Source organism: Aeromonas enteropelogenes (assembly GCF_000819845.1).
GTDB classification, from domain to species: Bacteria; Pseudomonadota; Gammaproteobacteria; order Enterobacterales; family Aeromonadaceae; genus Aeromonas; species Aeromonas enteropelogenes.
In genome coordinates, this window is sequence record NZ_CDCG01000004.1 from 190251 (window position 1) to 203086 (window position 12836).

General features: G+C 61.9%; 6 protein-coding genes. 5 read left to right on the forward strand and 1 reads right to left on the reverse strand.

What is annotated here, in order from left to right; translation table 11 throughout:
• Positions 1-219 precede the first annotated feature (219 nt).
• The 3 genes from acnB to BN1123_RS02185 all read left to right on the forward strand — a co-directional run bounded on the left by acnB (position 220) and on the right by BN1123_RS02185 (position 6386).
• The gene (gene acnB / locus BN1123_RS02175; protein ID WP_042025177.1) at positions 220-2817 is read left to right on the forward strand and encodes a bifunctional aconitate hydratase 2/2-methylisocitrate dehydratase; all 2598 of its coding nucleotides are present in this window, start codon (positions 220-222) and stop codon (positions 2815-2817) included.
• 269 nt (positions 2818-3086) lie between these two features.
• Entirely contained in the window at positions 3087-4679 is a 1593-nt protein-coding gene (locus BN1123_RS02180; RefSeq protein WP_042025105.1) for an EAL domain-containing protein, read from the forward strand.
• A 129-nt stretch (positions 4680-4808) separates the two neighbouring features.
• Positions 4809-6386, forward strand: coding sequence for an EAL domain-containing protein (locus BN1123_RS02185; RefSeq protein ID WP_082037446.1), 1578 nt, complete (start codon positions 4809-4811; stop codon positions 6384-6386).
• Positions 6387-6489: 103 nt separating this feature from the next.
• Here the strand turns inward: BN1123_RS02185 and BN1123_RS02190 are convergent, their stop codons facing one another.
• A complete protein-coding gene (locus tag BN1123_RS02190; RefSeq protein ID WP_026456942.1) occupies positions 6490-7767 on the reverse strand; it encodes a cation:proton antiporter in 1278 nt (425 codons plus the stop codon).
• A 202-nt stretch (positions 7768-7969) separates the two neighbouring features.
• Between BN1123_RS02190 and metH the strand changes: the two genes are divergently transcribed.
• Positions 7970-11677: a methionine synthase gene (metH, locus tag BN1123_RS02195; RefSeq protein WP_042025106.1), complete on the forward strand. Its 3708-nt coding sequence runs from the start codon at positions 7970-7972 to the stop codon at positions 11675-11677.
• 240 nt (positions 11678-11917) lie between these two features.
• On the forward strand, positions 11918-12814 hold the full coding sequence (gene rimK, locus BN1123_RS02200; RefSeq protein ID WP_042025107.1) for a 30S ribosomal protein S6--L-glutamate ligase: 897 nt from the start codon (positions 11918-11920) through the stop codon (positions 12812-12814).
• The last annotated feature ends 22 nt before the right edge of the window (positions 12815-12836 follow it).

Below are 12836 nucleotides of genomic sequence, written 5' to 3' on the forward strand. Positions count from 1 at the left end.
ATGCTGATTTGTTAAGTCTGGTTGTGGCGGATTTTTAAATTTCCAAAAAAACAGAGACTGATTAATTGGTTATGAGTTTGCGGTGAATAAGTAAACAGCGTTTTGATTTTAATTAGTCGTTAAAACTTATATAGTGGGGAGCACCCTACAGGGTGTCCCGCAAGGACGATCGCCGCGAGCGTGGGCGAACCCCAAAAAAAGACCAAAGAGGAATTAGTCGTGCTTGAAACTTACCGTAAACACGTCGCAGAACGTGCCGCCGAGGGCATAGTTGCCAAACCTCTGGATGCTGAGCAAGTCGCCGCCCTGGTCGAGTTGCTCAAGAATCCGCCCGCCGGCGAAGAAGACTTTCTGAAAGAGCTGTTGTCCTCCCGAATTCCCCCTGGCGTTGATGAAGCGGCTTACGTGAAGGCCGGTTTCCTCACCGCCGTCGCCAAGGGCGAGGCCCATTCCCCCATCCTGACTGCCGCGCAAGCCGTCGATCTGCTCGGTACCATGCAGGGGGGTTACAACATCCAGCCGCTGATCGACCTGCTGGATGACGCGACGCTGGCCCCTCTTGCTGCCAAGGGCCTCTCCCACACCCTGCTGATGTTCGACTCCTTCCACGACGTGGAAGAGAAGGCCAAGGCGGGCAACGCCCACGCCAAGCAGGTGATGCAATCCTGGGCCGATGCCGAGTGGTTCCTCTCCCGTCCCGAGCTGGCCGGTAAGATCACCGTCACCGTCTTCAAGGTGACCGGCGAGACCAACACCGACGACCTGTCGCCGGCGCCGGACGCCTGGTCCCGCCCGGACATTCCGTTGCATGCCCTGGCCATGCTGAAAAACGCCCGTCCCGGCATTACCCCGGACAAAGACGGTGTGGTCGGCCCCGTCAAGACCATTGATGCGCTGAAAGAGAAAGGTTTCCCGCTCGCCTATGTGGGTGACGTGGTCGGTACCGGCTCTTCACGCAAATCCGCCACCAACTCTGTGCTCTGGTTCATGGGCGACGATATCCCGTTCGTGCCGAACAAGCGTGCCGGCGGTGTTTGCCTTGGCGGCAAGATTGCCCCCATCTTCTTCAACACCATGGAAGATGCCGGCGCCCTGCCCATCGAGGTAGACGTCTCTGCGCTTGCGATGGGCGATGTCATCGACATCTACCCGTACCAGGGCAAGATCTGCAAGCACGGCACCGAAGAAGTGCTGGCCCAGTTTGAACTGAAAACCGACGTGCTGATCGACGAAGTGCGCGCCGGTGGCCGAATTCCGCTGATCATCGGTCGCGGCCTGACCGACAAGGCCCGCGAAGCGCTGGGTCTGCCGTTCTCCACCGTGTTCCGTCGTCCGCAACCTGTCGCCGACACCGGCAAGGGCTTCACCTTGGCCCAGAAGATGGTGGGCAAGGCGTGCGGCGTGCAGGGCATTCGTCCGGGTACCTACTGCGAACCCAAGATGACTACCGTCGGCTCCCAGGACACCACGGGCCCGATGACCCGCGACGAGTTGAAGGATCTGGCCTGCCTCGGCTTCTCCGCCGACCTGACCATGCAGTCCTTCTGCCATACCGCTGCTTATCCCAAGCCCATCGACGTGCAGACCCACCACACCCTGCCGGACTTCATCATGAACCGCGGCGGTGTCTCTCTGCGTCCGGGTGACGGCGTCATCCACTCCTGGCTGAACCGTATGCTGCTGCCGGATACCGTGGGTACCGGTGGTGACTCCCACACCCGTTTCCCCATCGGGATCTCCTTCCCGGCGGGCTCCGGTCTGGTAGCCTTCGCCGCCGCCACCGGCGTGATGCCGCTGGACATGCCGGAATCCGTGCTGGTGCGCTTCAAGGGCGAGCTGCAGCCGGGCATCACCTTGCGTGACCTGGTCCACGCCATTCCTTATGCCGCCATCCAGAAGGGGCTGCTGACGGTCGAGAAAGCGGGCAAGAAGAACATCTTCTCCGGCCGCATCCTCGAGATCGAAGGTCTGCCGACCCTCAAGGTGGAGCAGGCGTTCGAGCTGGCGGACGCCAGCGCCGAGCGCTCCGCCGCCGGTTGCACCATCAAGCTGGATAAAGAGCCGATCATCGAGTATCTGAAGTCCAACATCGTGATGCTGAAGTGGATGCTCTCCGAAGGCTACGGCGACGTGCGCACCATCACCCGCCGTATCAAGGGGATGGAAGAGTGGCTGGCCAACCCGACCCTGATGGAAGCGGACAAGGATGCCGAGTACGCCGAAATCATCGAGATCGATCTGGCCACCATCAAGGAGCCGATCCTGTGCGCACCGAACGATCCGGACGACGCCCGCCTGCTGAGCAGCGTGGCTGGCGACCAGATCGACGAGGTGTTCATCGGCTCCTGCATGACCAACATCGGCCACTTCCGTGCCGCCGGCAAACTGCTCGAGAAGTACCAGGGCGAGCTGCCGACCCGCATGTGGATCGCCCCGCCGACCAAGATGGACAAGGATCAGCTGACCGAAGAGGGCTACTACGGCATCTTCGGTCGGGTCGGTGCCCGCATCGAGATCCCCGGCTGTTCCCTGTGCATGGGCAACCAGGCGCGGGTAGCGGAAGGAGCCTCCGTGGTCTCCACCTCCACCCGTAACTTCCCGAACCGTCTGGGCAAGGGGGCCAACGTCTATCTGGCTTCTGCCGAACTGGCTGCGGTTGCCGCCATCCTCGGCAAGATCCCGACCGTAGAAGAGTACCTGCAGTATGCCAAGGCGCTGGACGCTACCGCGGCCGATACCTATCGCTACCTCAACTTCAACGAGATCGCCTCCTACACCAAGAAGGCCGATGCGGTGATCCTGCAGCAGGCGGTATAACCGCTCTTCGCCGGAGTCCGTATCGGAAATAAACCATAATGCCGCGTCCCGACGCGGCATTATTCGTTTCTATGGGGGCCTCTTGCTGCGGGAGCGGCTGGTACAAGTGTGATCTGGTCACAGTTTCATCGGTTCGTTTTATAAACGCTTTGCGTTATGTTATTCGGTTATGAGCGGTAGCGATGTGTCATCGTTACCTGTGTAACCCGACTCTTGGTCTAGTGCAGCGTCTGCCTGGGCAGGCCTGACAGCTTGTGGCGTGGTTTTTTATGTTTCTTTTCCGGTTGGATCTCTCCCGTACCAGATTGCGCATCGGCAGCACACTGCTGGCGTTCTCCCTCCCTCTGCTGGTCGGTGGCTGGATCGTTCACAGCAACTATCTGTATGATCTTAAAGCCGATTCCCGAGCTTCGGCACACAAGGCCATTACCTTGATGGAAGAGGTGCTGGATCGTGCGGAACAGGTCAACCGGGAAGTGCTGCCGTTTGTAGCGACCCCCTGTGAACGTAATTTGCTGATCTTGCGCAAGAAAGTAGCTGTGGAGCCCTTCCTGCGCTCGGTCAACCTGGTCAATGATGGAGTGATCAGCTGTACCTCGTTGTTCGGGGCTGTCAGCGAAGTCGATGATGGCTCCCGTTATCTCGATCGCAAGTTGCTGCTGATGCGCGGCAACAAGGTTAGGCAGAACCACCCCCTACTGGTGGTGCGCACCGAACAGGGCAGGGATGCCGCGCTCAGCGCCGTCGACAGCTCATTGCTCAGTTTCATGCTCTCCCTGGGAGACAAGCCCGACGTCCTGTTTCTGCAGGTGGGCTCGGCCAGCATCGACGAGTCTGGCCGCTATCTGGACCATGCCCCCAGGCTGGAGCGCAGTACCAGCCTCAGGCTCTCCTCCGACCGCTACCCCTTTGCCATCTACGCAGGCTACAGCATTCCCCACTACTGGCAGTCACTCTGGGAGGCGCGTCAGCTGGCGTTGTTGTCACTGGCTGCCAGCGCCTTGTTGCTTGCCTGGCTGGTGTGGTGGGTGCTGGGCCGCCCGGGTTCCCCCAATGACGAGCTGAAACGGGCCCTGCGTGCCAGGGAATTCGTCCCCTATCTGCAACTGCAGGTGGCCAGTGACGACGGCAGCATGATGGGAGGGGAGGTGCTGATGCGCTGGCATCATGCCACCGAGGGAGTGATCAGGCCCGATCTCTTCATTCCCCAGGCGGAGGAATCCGGCCTTATCGTGCCCATGACCAGCCAGATGATGAGAAGCGTGGCGAACCAGTTGGGGCGGATACAGACGCAGCTGCCGGATGGTTTTCATATCAGTTTCAACATCAGTGCGGCCCACTGCCACGACTTTTCCCTGCTCAGCGAATGCCGCACTTTTCTCGATCACTTTGCCCCCGGCAAGGTGGTGATGGTGCTGGAGCTGACCGAGCGGGAGCTGCTGGTGGCGGATAACCAGACGATCTCCCTGTTCCAGCAGCTGGATCAGATGGGGGTCAGGCTGGCGATCGACGACTTTGGCACAGGTCACTCCAGCCTGCGTTACCTGCAGCAGTTTCATGTGGATTATCTCAAGATAGATCAGTCATTTATCCGCAGGATAGGCACAGAGTCCCTCTCCCAGCACATAGTCGACAACGTGATCGATCTGGCGAGCCGTCTTGGTCTCGCCCTGGTGGCGGAAGGGGTCGAGACAGAGCAGCAGGCCGCCTATCTCAGGAGCAAGGGGGTCCAGTTTCTGCAGGGATTCCTCTACTCCCACCCCATGCCGTTGCCGCAATTTTGCGAAGAGCTGCAGTCAGGGGATATCCCCGCCAGCTCGCCTGTTACTGCACGGGAAAAGCGCAGCGTGAACGCCAGTTAAAGGGCCCTGGCCAGAGTGGTGAGTGGGCTGGCTGTTTTGGCTCCATTTTGGTCAAACTTTGTTCGTGTTAGGCCTGAGTTCAGCATCGCCTGTTATGTTGGGTCGCCATGTTCGCTGTATGGTGCCCTTATGTCGATGACGTTGCCCAACCTGGATTTCTCCCGTCCCTGGCTACGCCTTGGTTGTACCCTGCTGCTGTTCGGACTGCCTTTCTCCCTGGGTCTCTGGATGTTGTACAACAGCCATATACAGACCCTGGAACGCCAGTCCGAGGAGTCCGCCAAACAGGCGGTCTCCCTGATGGAAACCATGTTGTCCCATGCGGAAGAGGCCAATCAGGCGATCCTGCCCTTCCTCGGCAAGTCGTGCGAACGGGCCCTGTTTGCCCTTCGCCAACAGGTAGCGCTGGTGCCCTTCGTGCGCACCGTCAATCTGGCGGGGGAGGAGGAGGCCTACTGCAACTCCCTGTTTGGTCCCATCCGCTGGCCCGATCGGCAGGAAAATTACATCGACGGGCGCCTGCGCCTGGTGTCGGGTAGCCAGGTGCGTGCCGATCACCCCTTGCTGATCCTGCGGGACAACAAGGAGCAGGGGGCGGCGGTCAGCACCATAGATGGCGACTATCTGCGCTTCATGCTGGTGATCAGCGGCCGCCCCTGCAAGCTGCTGCTCCACGTGGGGAGCCAGTGGCTGGATGACGAGGGAGTGCTGAGCGACAAGGAGGTAGCCCTGCCCACCCTGGCCAGTCACGAGACCCCTTCCGCCCGCTATCCGCTCTCCATCTATGCGGGACACGAAATCTCATCGCTCTGGCTCTCCCTGTGGCAGGAGAAGCGCTGGGGGGCCCTGCTGCTGGCAGGCATCTCCCTGACTTTTGCCCTGCTGATCTGGTGGTTGCTGGGACGGCCCCGCTCACCCGTCAGCGAGCTGGAACGCGCCCTGCGCAACAAGGAGTTCGTGCCCTACCTGCAACCCCTGGTGGCGTCGGATGGCGAGCGGGTGATGGGGGCCGAGGTACTGATGCGCTGGCAACATCCGACGGCCGGGCTGATCCGCCCCGATCTCTTCATCCCCCAGGCGGAGGCGAGTGGCCTCATAGTGCCGATGACAACCCTGATCATGGAAGAGGTGGCCCGGGAGCTGGGCATGGAGCGCCAGCAGGTGCCCCACGGATTTCACATCAGCTTCAACATCAGTGCGGCCCACTGCCGCGAGGCCGGGTTGCTCGCCGAGTGTCGCCGCTTCCTCGATCATTTCGCGCCGGGCCAGGTGGTGCTGGTGCTGGAGCTGACCGAGCGGGAGCTGCTGGTGGCCGATCCCCAGACCCTGTCGCTGTTCAGACGGCTCAACGAGCTGGGGGTCAGGCTGGCCATCGATGACTTCGGCACCGGCCACTCCAGCCTGCGTTATCTGCAGCAGTTCCAGGTGGACTACCTCAAGATCGACAAGTCCTTTATCAGCCGTATCGGGACCGAGTCTCTCTCCGAGCACATTGTCGACAACGTGATCGACCTGGGTTCCCGCCTCGGTCTCTCCTTGGTGGCCGAGGGGGTAGAACATCCGGCACAGGCGCAATACCTCAAGACCAAAGGGGTGACCTATCAGCAGGGATATCTGTTTGGCCGGCCGATCCCCCTTGGACAGTTCAGGGCGGAGCTGAACCAGAACGCCGCCAATCCCCGGTCGGTACCCGCCGTCGCTTGTTGAGGGCATCGGCAATCCGCGCCCAAATAAAAATCCGGCCCCGTAAAGGGGCCGGATTTTTTTATCAGCGTGCCAGTGGGTCGCAAAACCCGGCGGCAGGCGGCGATCAGTAGTCGCCGCTTGCCCGCTTGGCAGCGGTGATCATCGGGGTGATGGTCATGCCCTGCACCACGATGGAGAACATCACCACCGAGTAGGTCATCACCAGGATGACCTGGCGCAGGTCGACGCCGTGCTCCGGGAGCATCATGACGCCGGACGGCAGTGCCAGGGCCATCGCCATGGCCAGACCGCCGCGCAGGCCGCCCCAGGTGAGGATCCGCACCGAGAAGGTGTTGTAGGTACGGAAACGGCGGAAGGCCACATAGGGCAGGGAGACGCTGATGAAGCGGGCAGCCAGGCAGAGCGGCACCGCGATGACTAGCAGGATCCAGTCACGCCAGGCGAGATCCAGCAGCACCAGCGCCAGACCGATCAGCAGGAACAGCAGGGCGTTGAGGAACTGGTCCATCAACTCCCAGAAGTGATCCAGGTGATGGCGGCTCTGCTCGGAGAAGCCGGAGTGGCGGGTCCAGTTGCCGATCATGATGCCGGTCACCACCATGGCCAGAGCGCCGGAGACACCGATCATGTTGGCAAAGGCGAAGCCAGCGGTCGGGATGCAGAGGGTCAGCAGCAGCTCCAGAGAGCCGTCATCGGTGGCGCTGATCATCACGTGGGCGATGACCCCCAGCACGGCACCGAACAGGATGCCACCCAGGGCTTCATGCAGGAACAGACCCGCCACGCTGCCGAAGGTGGGCTCGACGCCGCCAAATGCCACGGCAAACACGGTGGCGAAGATGACGAGGCCCACACCGTCATTGAACAGGGACTCCCCCTCGATCTGGATGGAGATCTGGGGCGGCGCCTTCATCTTCTTGACGATGGCCAGCACGGCGATCGGGTCGGTGGGGGAGATCAGGGCACCGAACAGCATGCAGTAGACCAGCGGCACATCCCAGCCCAGCAGCTTGGCGATGAACCAGAAGCCATAGCCGATGAGGAAGGTGGAGAGCAGGGTCGCGACTATGGCCAGAATGGTGATCTCCCACTTCTGGCTGCGCAGCGCCTTGAGGTTGATGCCAAGGCCTCCGGCGAACAGCAGGAAGCCCAGGATCCCCTTGAGCAGGAAATTCTGGAAGTCGATGCTCTTCATGGTCTCGACGGCAAGGGGTTCCAGGTTGAACCAACCCAGTTTACCGAACAGCACCATCAGCGCGGAGATCAGCATGGAACCGGCGGTGATGGCGATGGTGGTCTGGATCTTCACGACATACTGGTTGGCAAAGGCGATAAATATCGCCAACGCTGCCAGGAAGCAGAGTGTGTAGTAGACGCTCATAGTTATTTTTTCTCGTTTGTAAACAGCAAGCACGTATCCCTGTCGGGACGCCCATAGGGTACTCCCGGGTCATATGTTACTCATTACCCACAAGTGAGTATATGAAGGCCATTTTGGACTGATAGACGGCTAGATTTCCATTTTCCAGGTTTACTGTTAGGATGCTGCTTACGCAGTTGCATGGATGTAAGAGGAAAGCGCCGTGGCGAAGAGTGGGCAAAGTAGGGATCCGAACCAGAAGTCGGACATAACAAAGAAACTGGAAACCTGCCTCAAGGAGCGGATCCTGATCATCGACGGGGCCATGGGCACCATGATCCAGGGCTACAAGCTCGGCGAGGCGGACTATAGAGGCGAGCGTTTCGCCGACTGGCACACCGACATCAAGGGCAACAACGACCTGCTGGTGCTGACCCGTCCCGCCGTGATCCGCGAGATACACGACCAGTATTGCGCCGCCGGCGCCGATATCCTCGAGACCAATACCTTCAACGCCACCCGTATCGCTATGGCCGACTACGAGATGGAGGATCTCTCTGCCGAGATCAACCGGGAGGCGGCCCGCCTGGCCCGCACCGTGGCGGACGAGTGGACCGCCAAAGAGCCCCACAAGCCGCGCTTCGTGGCAGGCGTCCTGGGGCCCACCAACCGCACCGCCTCCATCTCGCCGGACGTGAACGACCCCGGCAAGCGCAATGTCACCTATGACCAGCTGGTGGCCGCCTATACCGAATCGACCCATGCCCTCATTGAGGGCGGCGCCGACATCATCCTGATCGAGACCATCTTCGATACCCTCAACGCCAAGGCGGCCGCCTTCGCGGTGGACCTGGTGTTCGAGGCGCTGGGCTACAGCCTGCCGGTGATGATCTCCGGCACCATCACGGACGCCTCCGGCCGTACTCTCTCCGGCCAGACTACCGAAGCCTTCTACCACTCGCTGCGCCACGTCAAACCCGTCTCCTTCGGTCTCAACTGCGCGCTTGGGCCAGATGAGCTGCGCCAGTACGTGGAGGAGCTCTCCCGCATCAGCGAAACCTTCGTGAGCGCCCACCCCAACGCCGGTCTGCCGAACGCCTTCGGCGAGTACGACCTCGACACCGCCGAGATGGCGGGCCATATCCGCGAGTGGGCTCAAAGCGGCTTTCTCAACCTGGTGGGCGGCTGCTGTGGCACCACCCCGGCCCATATTCGCGCCATGAGCGATGCGGTGGCGGGCATCAAGCCCCGCGCCCTGCCGGATCTGCCGGTGGCCTGCCGGTTGTCGGGCCTGGAGCCCCTCATCATCACGGCGGAGTCCATGTTCGTGAACGTGGGGGAGCGCACCAACGTCACCGGCTCGGCCAAGTTCAAGCGGCTCATCAAGGAGGGGCTCTACGACGAGGCCCTGGATGTCGCCAAGCAGCAGGTGGAGAACGGCGCCCAGATCATCGACATCAACATGGACGAGGGGATGCTGGACGCCGAGGCGGCCATGGTGCGCTTCTTGAACCTCATCGCCGGTGAGCCGGACATCGCCCGGGTGCCCGTGATGATCGACTCCTCCAAGTGGGAGGTGCTGGAAGCCGGCCTCAAGTGCGTGCAGGGCAAGCCGGTGGTCAACTCCATCTCCATGAAGGAGGGGGTGGACAAGTTCATCGAGCAGGCGAAACTGCTGCGCCGCTACGGCGCCGCCGTCATCGTGATGGCGTTTGACGAGGTGGGGCAGGCCGATACCCGCGCCCGCAAGTTCGAAATCTGCCAGCGCGCCTACCGCATCCTGGTGGATCAGGTGGGCTTCCCGCCGGAAGACATCATCTTCGACCCCAACATCTTCGCGGTGGCGACCGGCATCGACGAGCACAACAACTACGCGGTGGACTTCATCGACGCGGTGAAGGACATCAAGGATAACCTGCCCCACGCCATGATCTCCGGCGGCGTCTCCAACGTCTCCTTCTCGTTTAGGGGCAACGAGCCGGTGCGCGAAGCGATCCACGCCGTCTTCCTCTACCACGCCATCAAGAACGGCATGGACATGGGGATCGTCAACGCCGGCCAGCTCGCCATCTATGAAGACATCCCGGCCGAGCTCAAAGAGAAGGTCGAGGCGGTGGTGCTCAACCTCAATGACAACGCCACCGAAGAGCTGCTGGCCATCGCCGAGAAGTACCGCGGTGCCGGCGCCCAGGCCGAAGATCCGCGGGAGCAGGAGTGGCGCAGCTGGCCGGTGGGCAAGCGGCTCGAACACGCCCTGGTCAAGGGCATCACCGACTTCATCGAGGAGGACACCGAAGAGGCGCGCGCCCAGGCCGAGCGGCCGCTGCACGTCATCGAGGGGCCGCTGATGGACGGCATGAATGTGGTGGGCGATCTGTTCGGCGCCGGCAAGATGTTCCTGCCCCAGGTGGTGAAGTCGGCCCGGGTCATGAAGCGGGCAGTCGCCTACCTGCAGCCCTATATCGAGGCGGAGAAGTCCGGCGGCTCCAGCAACGGCAAGATCGTGCTCGCCACCGTGAAGGGGGACGTACACGACATCGGCAAGAACATCGTCGGCGTGGTGCTGCAGTGCAACAACTTCGAGATAGTTGACCTCGGGGTCATGGTGCCTTGCGAGACCATTCTCAAGACGGCGCGGGAGGTGAACGCCGACATCATAGGCCTGTCGGGCCTCATCACCCCGTCCCTGGACGAGATGGTGCACGTGGCGAAAGAGATGGAGCGCCAGGGCTTCAAACTGCCGCTGCTCATCGGCGGCGCCACCACCTCCAAGGCCCACACCGCGGTGAAGATAGAGCAGAACTACTCCGAGCCCGTGGTCTATGTCTCCAACGCCTCCCGCGCAGTGGGGGTGGCCCAGAGCCTATTAAGTGCGGATCTCAAGGAGGCGTTTGTCGCCCGCATCGACAAGGAGTACGAGATCGCCCGCGAGCAGCACGCTCGCAAGCAGCCGCGCTCGCGCCCCATCACGCTGGCGGAGGCCCGCGCCAACCGCCATCAGCTGGACTGGGTGGGGTATGAGCCGCCGGCGCCCCGGGAGCTCGGCGTACAGAAGTTCGAGAACGTGCCCATCTCGGTGCTGCGCCCCTACATCGACTGGACGCCGTTTTTCCTCAGCTGGGAGCTGGCGGGCAAGTTCCCCCGCATTCTGGAAGATGAAGTGGTGGGGGAGGAGGCAACGCGCCTCTTTGCCGACGCCAACGCCATGCTGGATCAGCTGGAAAAGGATCAGAGCGTGCGCTGCGCCGGCATCGTCGGCCTGTTCCCCGCCAACGCCGTGGGGGACAGCATCGAGGTCTACACCGACGAGTCGCGCACTGAAGTGAAAAAAGTGCTGCACCACCTGCGCCAGCAGAGCGAGAAGCAGGGCTTTCCCAACTACTGTCTGGCGGACTATGTGGCGCCGAAGGAGAGCGGCAAGCCCGACTGGATCGGCGCCTTTGCGGTGACCGGCGGCATCGGCGAGGAGGCCATCGCCAAGGCCTACAAGGCCGAGCACGACGACTACAATGCCATCCTCATCCAGGCGGTGTGCGACCGTCTTGCCGAGGCCTTTGCCGAATACCTGCACGAGCAGGTGCGCAAAGTGCACTGGGGTTATGCCCCGGACGAGGCGCTCTCCAACGAGGAGCTCATTCGCGAGAACTACCGTGGCATCCGCCCGGCCCCCGGTTACCCGGCCTGTCCGGAGCACACCGAGAAGGGGAGCATCTGGGAGCTGCTGGACGTGGAGCAGGCTATCGGCATGCAGCTCACCGAGTCCTACGCCATGTGGCCGGGGGCGGCGGTGTCGGGCTGGTACTTCTCCCACCCCGACAGCAAGTACTTCGCGGTGGCCCAGATCCAGCCCGATCAGGTGGAGGACTACGCCGTGCGCAAGGGGATGACACTGGAGGAGGCCCAGCGCTGGCTGGCCCCCAATATCGGCTAAGAGTGAAAGGCCGGATGAAATCCGGCTGATCGTCAGGCAAAAAACGGCGGCATGCTCGGGCTGGTGGACCAGCCAGCCCGAAGCCGTCGTTTTCCATGGTCGCGGCGAGGAGCTGAGCGGTGAGCTCTGTGTGCGGTTTGTCTTGTTGTCAGGAGAAACAATTGGCGTTGTCTTGGCGCTGTGGCACCTTATACTCTCCCGCCCCATCCTGCCCAGGCACTGCCTTCTAGCGGAATTGTCATGAAGATCGCCATTTTATCCCGTGAGCCGAAAAACTACTCCACCCGCCGTCTGGTCGAGGTGGCACAGGCCCGTGGTCACCAGGTCGAGGTGCTCGACACCCTGCGTTGTTACATGAACATCGCCTCCCACAACCCCTCCATTCACTACGAGGGGGGGGAGCTGGAGAGTTATGACGCCGTGATCCCGCGGATCGGGGCCAGCATCACCGCCTATGGCACCGCCGTGCTGCGCCAGTTCGAGATGATGAACACCCTGGCCCTCAACAGCTCGGTGGCCATCAGCCGCTCCCGCGACAAGCTACGGGCCATGCAACTGTTGTCTCGCCACGGGGTCGGCCTGCCAGTGACCGGCTATGCCCACAGCACCCATGACGTGCCCGACCTTATCACCATGGTGGGCGGCGCCCCCCTGGTGGTGAAGCTGTTGGAGGGCACCCAGGGGATCGGCGTGGTGCTGTGCGAGACCCAGAAGGCCGCCGAGAGCGTGATCGAGGCCTTTATCCAGACCAACAACAACATACTGGTGCAGGAGTATATCCGCGAGGCCAACGGCGCCGACATCCGCTGCCTGGTGGTCAATGGCAAGGTGGTGGCGGCCATGCGCCGGCAGGCCCAGCCCGGGGAGTTTCGCTCCAACCTGCACCGGGGCGGCACCGCAGAGGCGATCAAGATCACCCCGGAGGAGCGAGCCACCGCGGTGCAGGCCGCCAAGATCATGGGGCTGGATGTGGCTGGCGTAGACATACTGCGCTCAGCCCGCGGCCCGCTGGTGCTGGAGGTCAACTCTTCCCCGGGTCTGCAGGGGGTGGAAGCTGCCTCCGGCAAGGACGTGGCGGGCAAGATCATCGAGTTTCTCGAGCTCAAGGGCAGCCGCAAGCACAAGCCTGCCGAGTAAAGGATTGTGAGTGACAAGCTGC

What these genes read in the sequence shown, in the direction of transcription:
- BN1123_RS02190 (WP_026456942.1), bottom strand. Translation starts at nt 7,767, where the DNA reads ATGAGCGTCTACTACACACTCTGCTTCCTGGCAGCGTTGGCGATATTT.
- BN1123_RS02180 (WP_042025105.1), top strand. Translation starts at nt 3,087, where the DNA reads ATGTTTCTTTTCCGGTTGGATCTCTCCCGTACCAGATTGCGCATCGGC.
- rimK (WP_042025107.1), top strand. Translation starts at nt 11,918, where the DNA reads ATGAAGATCGCCATTTTATCCCGTGAGCCGAAAAACTACTCCACCCGC.
- BN1123_RS02185 (WP_082037446.1), top strand. Translation starts at nt 4,809, where the DNA reads ATGTCGATGACGTTGCCCAACCTGGATTTCTCCCGTCCCTGGCTACGC.